The 15,481-nt window shown below is 68.4% G+C and carries 9 protein-coding genes and 5 pseudogenes; 4 read left to right on the forward strand and 10 right to left on the reverse strand.

Annotated elements, in window-relative coordinates:
* Window positions 1–310: phytanoyl-CoA dioxygenase family protein (locus x551_RS10965; RefSeq protein ID WP_036248513.1), on the reverse strand; the 310-nt coding region annotated here is incomplete at its 3' end.
* Window positions 311–409: 99 nt separating this feature from the next.
* A complete protein-coding gene (locus x551_RS10970; RefSeq protein WP_152543487.1) occupies window positions 410–1,234 on the reverse strand; it encodes a GntR family transcriptional regulator in 825 nt (274 codons plus the stop codon).
* A 1,363-nt stretch (window positions 1,235–2,597) separates the two neighbouring features.
* Here x551_RS10970 and x551_RS10975 point away from each other — a divergent pair.
* Both x551_RS10975 and x551_RS10980 read left to right on the forward strand, forming a co-directional pair.
* On the forward strand, window positions 2,598–4,775 hold the full coding sequence (locus x551_RS10975; protein WP_231497671.1) for a TonB-dependent receptor: 2,178 nt from the start codon (window positions 2,598–2,600) through the stop codon (window positions 4,773–4,775).
* Window positions 4,776–4,788: 13 nt separating this feature from the next.
* Complete coding sequence (locus x551_RS10980) at window positions 4,789–5,931, forward strand: PepSY domain-containing protein (RefSeq protein ID WP_036233071.1); 1,143 nt, start codon at window positions 4,789–4,791, stop codon at window positions 5,929–5,931.
* Here x551_RS10980 and x551_RS10985 read toward each other — a convergent pair.
* From x551_RS10985 to x551_RS27250, 8 genes and pseudogenes are all read right to left on the reverse strand, one after another.
* Complete coding sequence (locus x551_RS10985; protein ID WP_036233073.1) at window positions 5,924–6,460, reverse strand: response regulator transcription factor; 537 nt, start codon at window positions 6,458–6,460, stop codon at window positions 5,924–5,926. The two genes, x551_RS10980 and x551_RS10985, sit on opposite strands and share 8 nt — an antisense overlap.
* Window positions 6,450–7,780: pseudogene (locus tag x551_RS10990) on the reverse strand (ATP-binding protein). Before x551_RS10990 ends, x551_RS10985 begins: the two are co-directional and overlap by 11 nt.
* Window positions 7,764–8,505, reverse strand: a pseudogene (locus x551_RS10995) (SURF1 family protein). Before x551_RS10995 ends, x551_RS10990 begins: the two co-directional pseudogenes overlap by 17 nt.
* Window positions 8,506–8,555: 50 nt before the next feature.
* Window positions 8,556–8,938: pseudogene (gene cyoD, locus x551_RS11000) on the reverse strand (cytochrome o ubiquinol oxidase subunit IV).
* Window positions 8,935–9,582: a cytochrome o ubiquinol oxidase subunit III gene (gene cyoC, locus x551_RS11005; protein WP_011829338.1), complete on the reverse strand. Its 648-nt coding sequence runs from the start codon at window positions 9,580–9,582 to the stop codon at window positions 8,935–8,937. The pseudogene cyoD and the gene cyoC overlap by 4 nt, the downstream one beginning before the upstream one ends.
* A pseudogene (cyoB, locus tag x551_RS11010) lies at window positions 9,575–11,580 on the reverse strand (cytochrome o ubiquinol oxidase subunit I). The gene cyoC and the pseudogene cyoB overlap by 8 nt, the downstream one beginning before the upstream one ends.
* A 55-nt stretch (window positions 11,581–11,635) precedes the next feature.
* A complete protein-coding gene (gene cyoA, locus x551_RS11015) occupies window positions 11,636–12,667 on the reverse strand; it encodes a ubiquinol oxidase subunit II (protein ID WP_011829340.1) in 1,032 nt (343 codons plus the stop codon).
* Window positions 12,668–12,810: 143 nt separating this feature from the next.
* Complete coding sequence (locus x551_RS27250; RefSeq protein WP_231497672.1) at window positions 12,811–12,975, reverse strand: hypothetical protein; 165 nt, start codon at window positions 12,973–12,975, stop codon at window positions 12,811–12,813.
* Here x551_RS27250 and x551_RS11020 point away from each other — a divergent pair.
* Together x551_RS11020 and x551_RS11025 are read left to right on the forward strand one after the other, a co-directional pair.
* Window positions 12,956–14,189 (forward strand): annotated as a pseudogene (locus x551_RS11020) (MFS transporter). The gene x551_RS27250 and the pseudogene x551_RS11020 sit on opposite strands and share 20 nt — an antisense overlap.
* Before the next feature lie 137 nt (window positions 14,190–14,326).
* Complete coding sequence (locus x551_RS11025) at window positions 14,327–15,310, forward strand: aldo/keto reductase (RefSeq protein WP_036248518.1); 984 nt, start codon at window positions 14,327–14,329, stop codon at window positions 15,308–15,310.
* The last annotated feature ends 171 nt before the right edge of the window (window positions 15,311–15,481 follow it).

A 15,481-nucleotide genomic window follows, 5' to 3' on the forward strand; every position in this document is an offset into this window, starting at 1 on the left:
GGTCGGCGTCAACATGGTAGACGTAGAGCGACTCGTCGCCGAGCAGTTGCCGGGCCGGGGCGAGCAGCCGAGGGGCGCGCGCGGCGGCGTGGAACGGCGGTGAGGCGGTTGGCCCGTCCGCCTCGTGGACGCGGTAGATCGTCTTGGCCACGCCGCCGACACGTTCGCGCACGAGGTGGTCGGTGTCGATGCCTTGCAGCCGCTGGAGTTCGGCCTTCATGGCCGCGACTTCCGCCGGCGCCAGCAGTTCGGGCAGGACGATGAAGCCGTCGCGGCGGTAGCGCGCGAGTTGGTCGGTTGAGAGTTGCATGGATGGTTGCCTTGAATGACGTCGGAACAATGGCACAGCACTGGCATGCCAGTCAAGTTCCAGAACAATCCTCCCCGCTCGTCACAGGGTCGATCGGCGTCACGGCGCGACCGTGCTGCGCGAGAAGCTGTCCAGGTCGTCGATCAGGGCGTCGCTGGCCGCTACCGCCGCAGCTTCGACGCCGGAGGCGAGCGCCTCGGCCAGGCTCACATGGAGCTGCATCGTGCGTTCCGTGCCGGGCCACACCGCCTGGTGGAAGAACCAGAAGCGCCGCGAGACCGCGTGCAGCGCGGCGACAGACTGGGCGGCGATCTCGTTGCGGGCCGCGTGCGCCGCCATCGCATTCATTTCGGCATCGCACTGCAGGAAATCGGCCACCGCGCCGGCCTTCACGGCCCTGGCCATTTGCCGGGCAATCGTCGCCATGCGCTGGCGCTCGGCGACCGTGGCCCGGCGCGCGGCAAGGCGGGCGATCAGTCGGTCCAGCTCGCGACGCGTCTCCAGCACCAGCAGCTGCCGGCGAAGATCGATCTGGGTGACCACGACCCCGCGACGCGGCAGAATCTGCACGAGGTGCTCGCGCGACAGGCGCTGTAACGCTTCCCGAATCGGTGTCGTGCCGATTCCGATGAGTGCGCTGAGGCTTGCCTCCGAGACCACGCTGCCCGGCGCCAGCTGCAGCGTGACGATGAGTTCCTCGAGGCGCTGGTAGGCCTTCTCGTTAAGCGTCAAGCCCCAATCGCCGGGCGCCGCCGCGCCTTCGTCGCTGAGCGATGCTGGCGCTGTATTCCTGGTGGGAGCGCCGGGGGTACGGCCACGATGGCTCGCTGGCAAGTTGGTTTTTCGCATGAGCAGGCGAAGTGTACGAGCCGCCGCCGGACCGTCGAAGATCTCACCTGCTTTTCTGCGCCGCGAGGGGCGCACATCTCCGTGTGTTCGCCTCGCGACGCTCCCGGCGTACGGTGCCTGTTTTGCCGCGAAACTGCGCGCCCACGTTCTTCAAAGTTCTCCGTTCGCGAACCTTGGCTGGTAGGCGTCTCGGTCGTGTGAATCGCAGCAATCATTACGGAAAGTGCGCGAAGATCTTTAGCCGTGATTCGTCGCTTGGCCACAGCGAGCCCTCGCCTAGCGCTGCTGGTGATCGTTCTGGGTGAGCGTGTTCTTGCCGGCCAGCCTGTGGGCGCCGAGCCTTGCGCCCGTTGAAGGGCACAAGTTGTTAATCGCACATTCCTGGGTGTGCTCGAAGTCAGGAGCTCACCTGACGGTATGACATCGGCTGCCCGAAAGCGGTCGTCGACGGGTGGCCGCATCTGGCCGGGTGAGTGAGACCACGAACGTCCGCTTCATGGTGGTGAGACCGCAAGAGCGATGGCCTGCCGGCCGACCGCTTTGGAGCAGCGCGTCCGGCCGGTTTGGGTCGGCCGGAGACGCTCGGTCAGGAGGTGAGCTGCCATTTGGGGCTGGTTGAAGACGCTTGATCTGCCTCGGATACCGTCACAGGTCGCTCCAATACCGACAGGAAGTACCGCCTTGGACACTGGATACCGTCGCCCGCCTCCTTACAGGCGAGGTTGAGTCAAGTTCCCCAGCGCGGAAGTCGCCCGCCGGGCCGGCCTGCACTGGAGGAGGCGATACCGTCACGGAGGCCGGCGATACCGTCATTGGCTCGCAGCACGGCACTTCGGATACCGTCACGCTTGAGTGAGGGCGTCCTGTGCTACCTTGCGGTCGGCCTTGAAGTGGGTTTCATCGCTCCAGGTCATAAGGGTGACCTTTGTCATGCATTGCTTGGTGACGGTATAGATGTCGGTATCCGGCCGATTTCCGGCCAACGAAGCTCGGTTCTTACCTATGAAAAGCGCCCGCCTGTTGACAATAGAGTGGGAATAGGGCGATCTGCAGCGGGGCGGGCGTCGTCGCACGGCAGCTTTGCCTCGTCAGATCAGATCGGCGCGGGTTGACAACGACTTGCGGTGGTGCCTCGATTGAATATAAGATAACGCGAATTATTATCATTCGCGGTATTTTTGATCGAACCATCCCATGGATTCAATTGCCGCCCGCCTTTGGGTTTGGCCGGTCGTTCTGGGTGTCTTGACGGCTACCGGCCTCGTGTCGGCGTTGTTGTCGGATGCCTGGGGCGACGTGTGGTCGTGGTTCGCGCTCAGTGTGCCGGTTGCGGTCATGACTTGGCATGGCGCACGCCGACGCGTGCGGCCCGCCACCGATCGAACCCCCTAAGGAACAAACGATGAGAACACTCGCCTCCGTGGCGCTGGCTGCGGCTATGGCCTGTCAGCTCCCCGCCGCGCACGCGCAATCCGAAACGCCATCGGCCCCGGCCGACGCGAACGCGACCGTGACGCTGCCGCCGATCACCGTGAAGGCCAGTGCCGACGCCTCGGCGCAAGGGCTGTCCCCGGCGTTTCCGGGCGGGCAGGTGGCGCGCGGCGGGCGCGCCGGCATCCTCGGCACCAAGGACAACCTGGACACGCCGTTCAGCATCACCAGCTACACCAACGAACTGATCCAGGATCGCCAGGCCAGGAGCGTCGGCGACGTGCTGCAGAACGATCCGGGCGTGCGCGTGGCGCGCGGCTTCGGCAACTTCCAGGAGTCGTACTTCATCCGCGGCTTCATCCTCGGCTCTGACGACGTGGCCTACAACGGCCTGTACAACCTGCTGCCGCGCCAGTACATCGCGACGGAATTGTTCGAGCGCGTGGAGGTGTTGCGTGGCGCGTCCGCCTTCCTGTCCGGCGCCACGCCGTCGGGGGGTGGCCTCGGCGGCAGCATCAACCTGCTGCCCAAGCGCGCCTCCAACGAAGACCTGAACCGCGTGACGGTCGGCGCGGCCAGCGGGCCGCAGGGCAGCGCGGCTGTGGATATCTCCCGTCGCTTCGGTCCGGACCGGAGCACCGGCTTGCGCCTGAACGCGGCTTACCGTGATGGTGATACCGCGGTCGACGAGGAAAAGGCCCGTCTCGGCCTCGTCTCGTTGGGCGCCGACTGGCGCAGCCGCGACGTGCGACTGTCCGGCGACATCGGCTTCCAGGACAACCGGCTGAAGCGCACCCGCAGCAGCGTGACGCTGGGCGATTTCCTGACGCCGGTGACGGCGATGCCGGCCCTGCCGGACAACGAGACGAACGCATCGCAACCGTGGTCGTACTCGAACGAGAAAGACGTTTTCGGTACCTTGCGCGGCGAAGTCGACCTCGGAGCCGACGTCACGGCCTGGGCGGCCTACGGCTTGCGTCGAAGCGACGAGGCCAATTCGCTGGCGAACTTCACGCTGCTCGACCCGGTCAGCGGCGACGGCTACACCTATCGCTTCGACAACACCCGCGAAGACCGCGTCGACACCGGCGAGTTGGGGCTGCGAGGCAAGCTCAGGACGGGCAGCGTGGGTCACGAGTGGGTCGTTTCGGCGTCCTACTTCAAGCTGGAAACGAAGAACGCCTATCTGTTCGACTTCGGCAACCAGCAGGCCACCAACCTCTATCGTCCGGTGCGGTCGCCCGAGCCGGCATTCAGCGCCGGCGCCGGCGGCGGCAACGATCTGGCGTCGCCGGCGCTGACGGCGCGCACCCGCCTCACCAGTCTGGCGCTCGGCGACACCTTGTCGTTCGATGGCGATCGCTTTCTGCTGACACTGGGTGCCCGCCATCAGACCCTGCGCATCGAGAACTACGCCTACACCACCGGCGTCGCTGCACCGGTCTACGACGACAGCCGCGTCAGCCCGCTGGTCGGCGCGGTCTACAAGGCGACGAAGCAGTTGTCGCTCTACGCCAACTACATCGAGGGCCTGAGCAAGGGTGACACCGCGCCGGCCACTGCCAACAATCCGAACGCCATGCTGGCGCCCTATGTCTCCAAGCAGAAGGAGATCGGCGCGAAGTACGAGGCCGATCGCCTGGGCCTGGGTGCAGCGCTCTTCAGCACCGACAAGCCGCGAGCGGTGGGTGGCACCACCGGGACCACGTTCACCGCGGGCGGCGAGGATCGCCACCGGGGTGTCGAGCTGACCGCCTACGGCGAGGCCGTACGCGGCCTGCGCGTGCTGGGCGGCCTGACTTGGCTCGATGCCAAGCAGAAGGAAACCGGCAGTGCGGCCACCGAGGGCAAGCGCACGCTGGGCATTCCCCGCACGCAGGCCAATCTCGGCGTCGAGTGGGACGTGACCGGCGTGCAGGGCCTCGCGCTCGACGCCCGCGTGGTCCGCACCGGGTCGGTCTACGCCGACAGCGCCAACACGTTGCGCGTGCCCGGCTGGACCCGGGTGGATGTGGGGGCGCGCTACCTGTTGGACGTGCAGGACCGCCTGGTGACGCTGCGCGCGCGCATCGACAACCTGACCGACCGTGACTATTGGGCATCGGTCGGCGGTTACCCGGATGCCGGCTATCTGAACATCGGCGCGCCCCGCACCTTCGTGCTGAGCGCCAGCGTCGACTTCTGAACGAGGCGGCTGCATGCTCGATGCCCGCGCGATCCGCACCTGGACCTGGCTGCACAAGTGGAGCAGCCTGGTCTGCACGGTGTTCATGCTGCTGCTGTGCCTCACCGGCCTGCCGCTGATCTTCCATCACGAGATCGGCCACCTGCTCGGCACCGAGGTCGAGGCGCCGCCGATGCCGGCCGGCACCCCCTACGCCGACCTGGACCGCGTGCTGGAAGTCGCGCGGGCGCGCCACCCCGAGCGCGTGGTGCAGTTCGCCTCGCAGCCCGAGGACAGCACCGACCTGTGGTTCGTCACGCTCACGCCCACGCCCGCGCCGACCGAGGACTTCAAGTCGGTGGCAGTCGACGCGCGCACGGCCGAGGTGCTGGCCGAGCCGAAGTTCGACGAGGGCTTCATGCACGTGATGTTCAAGCTGCACGTCGACCTGTTCGCGGGCCTGCCGGGAACGCTTTTCCTCGGGTTTATGGGGCTGCTGCTGCTCGTGGCCATCGTCAGCGGCGTGGTGCTGTACGCGCCCTTCATGCGCAAGCTGCGCTTCGGCGAGGTGCGGCGCGAGCGGTCCGCGCGCGTCAAATGGCTGGACCTGCACAACCTGCTGGGCATCGTGACGCTGGTCTGGGCCTTCGTGGTCGGGGCCACCGGCGTCATCAACACCTGGGCCGACCCGCTGGTGAAGTACTGGCAGTACGACCAGCTCGGTGCACTGCTCGCGCCCTACCAGGGCCAGCCGCCGGTACCCGTGGGCGAGCGCGGTTCGGTCCAGCGATCGCTGGACGGCGCGCTGGCGCACGCGCCGGGCCGCAAGCTGTCGTTCATCGCCTTCCCGGGCACGGCCTTCTCGAGCCCGCACCACACCACCTTCTTCCTGCGGGGGGATGAGCCGCTCACGTCCAAGCTGCTGCAACCCGTGCTCGTCGACGCGAAGACCACCGAGGTCACCGCGGCGCCGGCGCTGCCGTGGTACCTGACCGCGCTGATGGTGTCGCAACCGCTGCACTTCGGCGACTACGCCGGCCTACCGATGAAGATTCTTTGGGCGCTGCTGGACATCGCCACCATCATCGTGCTCGGCAGTGGCCTGTACCTGTGGCTGCAACGCAAGCAACCCAGACCGCTGGCCGACGAGGCCGGCGTGGCGCAGCCCGCTACTTGACGCGCTGCTTCTCGAGCTTGCGCGCCAGCGTGCGACGGTGCATGCCGAGCCGGCGCGCGGTCTCGGAGATGTTGAAGCCGGTCTCGGCCAGGGTCTCGTGGATGCGCTCCCACTCCAGCGTCTTGATGGAGCTGGCGCGCTGCGTCAGGTCGACCTCGGCGTTGCCCTCGGCGCGCCCGAAGGCCGCCTCGATGTCGTCGGTGTTGGAGGGCTTGGCTAGGTAGTGGCAGGCGCCGAGCTTGATGGCTTCCACGGCGGTGGCGATGCTGGCGTAGCCGGTCAGCACGACGATCAGCATCTCGGGGTCGTGCGCGTGCAGCGTGCGCACGCACGCCAGGCCGGAGCCGCCGCCGGCCAGCTTGAGGTCGACCACCGCATAGCCCGGCGTGCGCTCCCCCAGCAGCGCCGCCACCTGCTCCAGATTCGCCGCCAGCAGCACCGTGTAGCCGCGGCGCTCGAACGAGCGGCCCAGTGTGCGGGCGAAGGAGGCATCGTCCTCGACGATCAGCAGCAGCCGCTCAACGTCCATGGGCTTCCGGTTCCTCGAGCGTGATCGCTGACAGCGGCAGCCGTATTGTGACGATCGCGCCACCGCTCGAGCGGTTGCGCGCAGCGACGGTACCGCCCAGCGTGCGCACGACGTTGACCACCAGGAACAGTCCCAGGCCGCCCCCGGGCCGCCCCTTGCTCGACTGGTAGGCTTGCCGAACTGCGCCAGCATCTCCGGCGCGAAGCCGGGTCCGGTGTCCTTGACGGTCAGCACCAGCGTGTCGCCGTCGCGGTCGACATCCAGGCCGACCCAGCGTGGCGAGGCCTCGAGCGCGTTGTCGAGCAGGTTGTGCAGGGTCTGCTTGACGGCCGAATCCGAGACGATCGGCGGGTCGTCGTCGCCGAAGCGGTTCGCATAGGTCAGCGTGACGGCGGGTCGCGTGGTGCGCCATTCGGCCAGCAGGTCGTCCAGGAAGCGACCCAGCGTGGTGGCCACCGAGGCCTCGCCGCGCGCCTTGCCGGCCGACAGCAGGATACCGCTGACTATCGCCTTGCAGCGCTCGATCTGCGTCTGCATCTCGCAGACCTCGCCGTGCAGTTCGGGGTCGGAGGTGAAGTGCGGCAAGTGGCGCCAGTCGCCGAGGATCACCGACAGCGTCGACAGCGGCGTGCCGAGCTCGTGGGCCGCGCCGGAGGCGAGCAGCCCCATGCGCACGATGTGGTCCTCCTCGGCTGCGCGCTGGCGCAGTGCGGCGAGCCGCGCGTCACGGTGGCGCAGGTTGCGCTCGATGCGGGTGACGAAGGTGACCAGCAGCGCGGCGTCGAGCACGAAGCAGATCAGCAGGCCGCGGATGTAGGGGCTGGCGAGACCGCCCCCGGGGTCGAGCGGGATCGGCAACGGGCGGTGCAGGCTGGTGAGGGCGACGACGCAGCCTCCGGTGATCGACACCAGCGTCCAGATCGACGCCGTCTCCAGCAGCACGGCTCCCAGGATCACCTGCAGCAGGAACAGGAAGACGAAGGGGTTGCCGGTCCCACCGCTCAGAGAGAGCTGGACCGTCAGCGCGCCGACGTCGACCAGCAGCGCGACGAAGAGCTCGCGGTCGGACACCCGCTGGCGCGATCGCCAGCGAGCCTGACTCGCGACGTTGAACGCGACCAGGCAGGCCAGCGTCGCCGCCATCTGCTCCAGCGGCAGCCGGATCCCGAAGCCGAAGTGCACGACCGCGATCGTCGCCACCTGGCCCACCACCGCGATCCAGCGCAGCTGGATCAGCTGCTGCATGTTGTTCAGGCCGGTCGAGGTGTCGACGATCGCGGCGCGAGCGCCGGTCGTCGCCGCGTCAAGCTTGCGGCGCATCGCGCTCTCCTGCGGGGACGGCTGCTGCGCCGCGGCGGCGGCGAGCGTCGTGCACCACCCACAGTGCCGCGCCGGCAACCATGAACGCCAGCGCGAACCAGGTCAGTGCGTACACGAGGTGGTTGTTGGCAAAGCGGATCACCGTGAGCCCGCCGACCGGCCCGTCGCCGTCCGGCACCGGCGCGGCGCCGGCGTCCGCGTCGACGAAATAGGCGCAATCTGCCCAGGCCGTGGGCGCGAGCGATGCCGGCCACGTCGCGCGAGGTCCAACGGTCGGCCGCAGGGTCGTTGCGGCGCAGGAAACCGCCGCCCGGTTCGCTCAGCCGCAGCAGTCCGGTCACGACGATCTCGTCGCCCGCAACCGCCGCCGGCGCGCGCCAGCCGGACGGCACGAAGCCGCGGTTCACCAGCACCACGCTGCCATCGGCCTGCCGCAGCGGCGTCAGCAGCCAGTGACCCGCGCCGAGCACGGTGACCGCCTGCACGCGCGTGGCCTGCGCGTGCAGATAGCGTCCGGCGAGCCGGACGCGGCGGTACTCGTCGGTGGCCTCGGTGACCTCGGGCCAGCGTGCGCGCTCGGGCGCCGCGACCGGCGCCGCGTGCACGCGCTGCTCGACGCGCTCGATCAGGTCGAGCTTCCAGGCGCGCCGCTGGAGCTGCCAGCCGCCGAGCGCGGTGAACACGACGAAGGCCGCCAGGGCCGCGGCCGCGACAACCAGGCGCACGTGCGTCGATCGGCCGGCGTCGGGCGCGGCAGCGTGCCGGCCCGCCGGGCTCAAGGCATGTTGCGCACTTCGTGCATCGACGCCGGCATCATGTTGTGGTTGAGGTGGTACATCACCCACAGCGAGCCGCTCAGCGTGATCACGACGAGCACGAGCGTGAAGATCAAGGCCAGGATCGTCCATCCGCCTTCGGACTTTGCGTTCATGTGCAGGAAGTAGACCATGTGGACGACGATCTGCACCGCGGCGAAGCCGAGGATGACGAGGGCCGTGAGGCCCGACGAGGCGATCACCTTGCCCATCACCAGCCAGAACGGGATCGCGGTCAGCACCAGCGACAGCATGAATCCGATGACATAGCCTTCAGCGAGCCGTGGCCGGCCTCGTCGCCCTCATGGCCGTCGTGGTGGTGCGTATCGACCGGCGCGCTCATGGCAGCACTCCCATCAGGTAGACGAAGGTGAAGACGCCGATCCAGACGACGTCGAGGAAGTGCCAGAACATCGACAGGCACATCAGGCGGCGCCGGTTCTCCGCGACCAGGCCGTGGCGACCGACCTGGACCATCAGCGTGACCAGCCACACCACGCCGAAGCTCACGTGCAGCCCGTGCGTGCCGACCAACGTGAAGAACGAGGACAGGAAGGCACTGCGCTGCGGCACCGCGCCCTCGTGGATCAGGTGCGCGAACTCGTAGAGCTCCAGGCCGATGAAGCCCGCGCCGAACAGTCCGGTGATCGCGAGCCACAGCAATGTCGCGCCCTGGCGGCGGCGCTGCATCTCGATCATCGCGAAGCCGTAGGTGATCGAGGACAGCAGCAGCAGCGAGGTGTTGATCGCGACCAGCTTCAGGTCGAACAACTCCGCGCCGCTCGGGCCGCCGGCATAGCTGCGGCCCAGCACGCCGTGCACCGCGAACAGGCAGGCGAAGATGAGGCAGTCGCTCATCAGGTAGAGCCAGAAGCCGAGCAGCGTGCCGTTCTCGACATGGTGCTCACCGACGACGTGGAAGCGCGGCGTGGCCGTCGCGCCGGCGGTGCCCGGCAGCGCCGGGGCGAGGGTGGCGGTATCAGACATGGGCGGCAGCGAGCAGGCGGGTGCGGGCTCCCTCGACGCGGGTCACCTCGTCGGCCGGGATGTGGAAGTCGCGGTGGTAATTGAAGGTGTGCACGATCACCGCCACCATCAGCACGGCGAAGGCGACACCGGCCAGCAGCCACATGTGCCAGACCAGCGCGAACGCGCAGACCGCCGCGATCGCCGAGATCACGAAGCCGGCGCCGGTGTTCTTCGGCATGTGGATCGCGGTGTAGCCGTTGAGCGGTCGTGCGTAGCCGCGCGACTTCATGTCGTGCCAGGCGTCGTTGTCGTGCACGATCGGCGTGAACGCGAAGTTGTAGGCCGGCGGGGGCGAGGCGGTCGACCACTCCAGCGTGCGGCCGTCCCAGGGGTCGCCCGTCATGTCGCGCAGCGCGTGGCGGCGACGGAAGCTCACCACCAGCTGGATCAGGAAGCAGGCGATGCCCAGCGCGATCAGCACCGCGCCGAAGGCGGCGATCTGGAACCAGATCTGCAGCGAGCTGTCCTCGAAGTGGCTGACGCGGCGCGTCACGCCCATCAGACCCAGCACGTACAGCGGCATGAAGGCGAGGTAGAAGCCGCTCAGCCAGAACCAGAACGAGCACTTGCCCCAGAACGGATCGAGCTTGTAGCCGAAGGCCTTGGGATACCAGTAGGTGATGCCGGCCAGCAGGCCGAACAGCACGCCACCGATGATCACGTTGTGGAAGTGCGCGATCAGGAACAGGCTGTTGTGCAGCACGAAGTCGGCCGGTGGCACCGCGAGCAGCACGCCGGTCATGCCGCCGATCACGAAGGTGACCATGAAACCCACGGTCCACAGCATCGGCACCTCGAAGCGGATGCGGCCGCGGTACATCGTGAACAGCCAGTTGAAGATCTTCGCGCCGGTCGGGATCGAGATGATCATCGTCGTGATCCCGAAGAAGGAGTTGACGCTGGCGCCCGAGCCCATCGTGAAGAAGTGGTGCAGCCAGACCAGGTAGGACAGGATCGTGATGACCACCGTCGCGTAGACCATCGAGGCGTAGCCGAAGAGGCGCTTGCCGGAGAAGGTGGACACCACCTCGGAGAAGATGCCGAACACCGGCAGCACCAGGATGTAGACCTCGGGGTGGCCCCAGATCCAGATGAGGTTCACGTACATCATCGCGTTGCCGCCGAGGTCGTTCGTGAAGAAGTTCGTGCCGACGTAGCGGTCCAGCGAGAGCAGCGCCAGCACGGCGGTCAGCACCGGGAAGGCCGCGACGATCAGCACGTTGGTGCACAGCGCGGTCCAGGTGAAGACCGGCATCTTCATCAGCGTCATGCCCGGCGCACGCATCTTGACGATGGTGGCGATCAGGTTCACGCCGGAGAGCAGGGTGCCGACCCCGGCGATCTGCAGCGACCAGATGTAGTAGTCGACCCCCACGTCGGGGCTGAAGGCGATGCCCGACAGCGGCGGGTAGGCCAGCCAGCCGGTCTTGGCGAACTCGCCGACGAACAGCGACACCATCAGCAGGCCGGCGCCGAAGGTCGTCATCCAGAAGCTGAAGTTGTTCAGGAACGGGAAGGCCACGTCGCGGGCGCCGATCTGCAGCGGCACGACGAAGTTCATCAACCCGGTGACCAGCGGCATGGCCACGAAGAAGATCATGATCACGCCGTGGGCCGTGAAGATCTGGTCGTAGTGGTGCGGCGGCAGGTAGCCCAGGTTGTCGCCGAAGGCGATGGCCTGCTGGGCCCGCATCATCAGGCGTCGGCGAAGCCGCGCAGCAGCATCACCAGGCCCAGGATGATGTACATGATCCCGATCTTCTTGTGGTCGATGCTGGTGATCCAGTCACGCCACAGCGTTCCCCAGGCGCGGAAGCAGGTCAGCGCGCCGAGGACCGCGATGCCGCCCAGCACCACCATCGCGAAGGTCGCGAGCAGGATGGGCTCGTGCAGCGGGATGGCGTCCCAGGTCAGGCGGCCGAACAGGAGCTTCGTCGTATCGGGATGGTCGAACATCGTGGGTGCGGGGCCAGGGGGATCGGTCGGCGAGGCGGGCGGGGCGCGGGCCGGCTCAGGGGGTCGCGACGAACGCGGGACGCGTGGCGGCGTCGGTGGCGACGAGTGGTGCATCGGCATCGGCCACGGTGCAGACCGCGTCCGGGCCGTTCGGCAGCGCGTTCGCGCCGGCGCCGCGGCGCGCGTCCAGGGCCATGATCTGCTTCATGCACAGCGTGCCGGGCTCGACGCAGCGGTCGACGATGGCGTCATAGAGGTCGGGGGCGACGCGGGCGTAGCGGCGCGCCGGTTCGCGCTCGCTGGGCTTCTCGAGCTGAAGGTAGGCGGTGCGGTCGAGCGTGCCCCGGCCCGCGCGGGTGGCGTCGACCCAGCGATGGAAATCCTGCGGCGCCATGCCGCGGAAGGTGAAGCGCATGCCGGAGAAGCCCGCGCCGCTGTAGTTGGCCGAGAAGCCTTCATAGTCGCCCACCCGGTTGATCACCGCGTGCAGCTTGGTCTCCATGCCGGGCATCGCGTAGATCTGGCCGGCCAGCGCGGGGATGTAGAACGAATTCATCACCGATGACGAGGTGATCTTGAAGCGGATCGGCACGTCGACCGGCGCGGCCAGTTCGTTGACGGTGGCGATGCCCTGCTCGGGGTAGATGAACAACCACTTCCAGTCGAGCGCCACCACCTCGACGGTCAGCGTCGGCGTGTCCGGCGCGACCGGGCGCTGCGCGTCGATGCGCTGCAGCGGACGGTAGGGATCCAGCGTGTGGGTGCTGATCCAGGTCACGGCACCGAGGGCGATGATGATCAGCAGCGGCGCGGCCCAGATCACCAGCTCGAGCTGGGTGGAGTGGTCCCAGTCGGGGGCGTAGGTGGCCGCCTTGTTCGATGCGCGGTAGCGCCAGGCGAACAGCAGCGTCAGCACGATCACCGGCACGATGATCAGCAGCATCAGCACCGTGGAGACCACGATCAGGCGGCCCTGCTGGGCGGCGATGTCGCCGGACGGGTTCAGCAGCACGGTGTCGCAGCCGGCGAGCAGGGCGAGCGGGGCGAGCGCGAGCAGCAGACCGCGGAGTGACTTGAGTGGGCGCATGCGAGGGCGTGAGAGGTTCGGCGCCGCGGACCACGGACGGGGCGGCGCGGGCGCAATGTAGAGGCCCCGGCGCGTGCCGGCGATTGGACGTTTTGTCCTATGGCGGCCGGCGCCGCGCCATGCGAACCTGCGTCACCGTCCCGTCAAGCCGCCGTCCCGGGTCGCCCGGAGGCCGTCCGTCCGATGTCCAGCTTCAGCCACGCCCAGCCCCATCTGCCGTCGTCCAGCGCCCCCGAGCGCGACGAACGGCAGCGTTCCGCCGACCACCAGAAGGTCGCGCCCGGCGAGATCGCGGTCGGCGTCGTCATCGGTCGGGCCTCCGAGTACTTCGACTTCTTCGTCTACGGCATTGCTCGGTGCTGGTCTTCCCCGCGCTGTTCTTTCCTTTTGCCGACCGACTGCAGGGCACGCTGTACGCCTTCGTCGTGTTCTCGTTCGCCTTCGTCGCGCGGCCGCTCGGCACCGTGCTGTCGATGGCCATCCAGCGGCGCTGGAGCCGCGGCACCAAGCTCACGGTGGCGCTGTTCCTGCTGGGCACCTCGACCGCCGGCATCGCTTCCTGCCCGGCTACCAGACGCTGGGCGCGGCCTCGATCGTGCTGCTGGCGCTGTTCCGCATCGGCCAGGGCGTGGCGCTGGGCGGGTCCTGGGATGGGCTGCCCTCGCTGCTGGCGCTCAATGCCCCGCCCGAGCGTCGCGGCTGGTACGCCATGCTCGGACAGCTCGGCGCGCCACTGGGCTTCATGCTCGCCAGCGGCCTGTTCGCCTACCTGGTGGCGAGCCTGTCGACCGCCGACTTCCTGGCCTGGGGCTGGCGCTACCCGTTCTTCGTGGCCTTCGCGATCAACGTGGTGGCGCTGTTCGCGCGGCTGCGGCTGGTCGTCACCCACGAGTACGAACGCCTGCTCGACGAGCGCGAACTCGAGCCCATCGGCGTGCGCGAACTGGTCCGCAGCGAGGGCCACAACCTGGTGATCGGGGCCTTCGCGGCGCTCGCCAGCTACGCGCTGTTCCATCTGGTGACCGTGTTTCCGCTGTCGTGGGTCACGCTCTACTCGCAGCAGCCGGTGGCCGGCTTCCTGACCATCCAGATCTTCGGCGCCGCACTGGCGGCCGGTGGCATCGTCGCCTCGGGCTGGATCGCCGACCGCATCGGTCGGCGCAGCACGCTGGGCGCTTCGGCGGTGCTGATCGGCATGTTCAGCGGCTTCGCGCCCACGCTGCTGGGCGGTGGCCCGCTGGGCCAGGACGTGTTCATGCTGATCGGCTTCGCGCTGCTGGGGCTGTCCTACGGCCAGGCGGCTGGCGCGGTGACCTCGAACTTCTCGTCGAAGTACCGCTACACCGGCGCCGCGCTGACCGCCGACCTGGCCTGGCTGATCGGCGCGGCCTTCGCGCCGCTGGTCGCGCTGGGGCTGTCGGCCCACTTCGGACTGGCCTACGTCAGCATCTACCTGCTGTCGGGCGCGGCCTGCACGCTGGCCGCATTGAGCCTCAACCGCGCGCTGGGCCCTCGCGACTGAGCCTGCGCCGGCGTCCGGCGCGCTCGCTTTCCTCCATCGACGGTGGCCCGATCGGCCGCCGCCCGCAGCACAATGCAGCCCATGCCGGTCCCGGGGCGGGCCGGTGACCGATCTCATCGTGCGAGGAGAAGACCCCGATGGAGTACGTTCCGCTCGGCCGGACCGGGCTGAAGGTGTCCCGGCTGTGCCTGGGCTGCATGACGTATGGCGTGCCGGAGCGTGGCACCCACCCCTGGACGCTGGACGAGGCGCAGAGCCGCCCCCTGATCCGGCGCTCGCTCGACCTGGGCATCAACTTCTTCGACACCGCCAACAGCTACTCCGACGGCACGTCGGAAGAGATCGTCGGCCGTGCCCTGCGCGAGCTGGCCCGGCGCGATGAGATCGTGCTCGCCACCAAGGTGTACTTCCCGTCGCGGCAGGCCCCCAACGTCGGCGGTCTGTCGCGCAAGGCCATCCTGGCGGAGATCGACAACAGCCTGCGCCGGCTGGGCACCGACTACGTGGATCTGTACCAGATCCATCGCTGGGACTACGGCACGCCGATCGAGGAGACGCTGGAGGCGCTGCACGACGTGGTGAAGGCCGGCAAGGCGCGCTACATCGGCGCGTCGTCGATGTACGCATGGCAGTTCGCCAAGGCCCTGCACACCGCCGAGCGCCACGGCTGGACGCGCTTCGTGACGATGCAGAACCACCTCAACCTGATCCATCGCGAGGAGGAGCGCGAGATGCTGCCGCTGTGCCGCGACGCCGGCATCGGCGTGCTGCCGTGGAGCCCGCTGGCGCGCGGCCGTCTCACCCGCGACTGGACCGAAGGCAGCGGGCGCATGGCGACCGACGAGGTCGGCAAGCGGCTCTACCTCGAGCGCACGGCCGAGTCGGACCGGCAGGTGGTCGAGGCGGTGGCCCGGGTGGCCACGGCCCGCGGCGTGCCGCGGGCACAGGTGGCGCTGGCCTGGGTGGCGCAGCAGGCCGGCGTGACCGCACCGATCGTCGGCGCGTCGAAGCTGCAGCACCTGGACGATGCGGTCGCGGCGCTGTCGCTGCGCCTCACGCCCGAAGAGCTGCAGGCGCTGCAGGCCCCGTACATTCCGCATGCGATCGCCGGCTTCGAGTGAGCGGCGATCCGGACCACGGCGGAGAACAGGAGAGAACGGCGCATGCGCATCGTGTTCGGGGCACTGGGACTGCTGGTCGCGCTGGCGATCGTGGGTTCGCTGGTGAAGCGGCAGCTGCAGGCCGTCGGCGCGCCGGTGCGGCCCGAGGCGGCCAGTGCCGCCGGCGTGGCG

The organism is Methylibium sp. T29 (assembly GCF_000576205.1).
In the GTDB taxonomy this organism is placed as follows: domain Bacteria; phylum Pseudomonadota; class Gammaproteobacteria; order Burkholderiales; family Burkholderiaceae_C; genus Methylibium; species Methylibium petroleiphilum.

Bases quoted from the DNA above. Each gene is read 5' to 3' on its own strand.
- cyoA (WP_011829340.1), bottom strand. From the start codon at position 12,667: ATGCGCCCACTCAAGTCACTCCGCGGTCTGCTGCTCGCGCTCGCCCCG.
- x551_RS11025 (WP_036248518.1), top strand. From the start codon at position 14,327: ATGGAGTACGTTCCGCTCGGCCGGACCGGGCTGAAGGTGTCCCGGCTG.
- x551_RS27250 (WP_231497672.1), bottom strand. From the start codon at position 12,975: ATGACGACGCCGACCGCGATCTCGCCGGGCGCGACCTTCTGGTGGTCG.
- cyoC (WP_011829338.1), bottom strand. From the start codon at position 9,582: ATGTCTGATACCGCCACCCTCGCCCCGGCGCTGCCGGGCACCGCCGGC.
- x551_RS10975 (WP_231497671.1), top strand. From the start codon at position 2,598: ATGGCCTGTCAGCTCCCCGCCGCGCACGCGCAATCCGAAACGCCATCG.
- x551_RS10985 (WP_036233073.1), bottom strand. From the start codon at position 6,460: ATGGACGTTGAGCGGCTGCTGCTGATCGTCGAGGACGATGCCTCCTTC.
- x551_RS10980 (WP_036233071.1), top strand. From the start codon at position 4,789: ATGCTCGATGCCCGCGCGATCCGCACCTGGACCTGGCTGCACAAGTGG.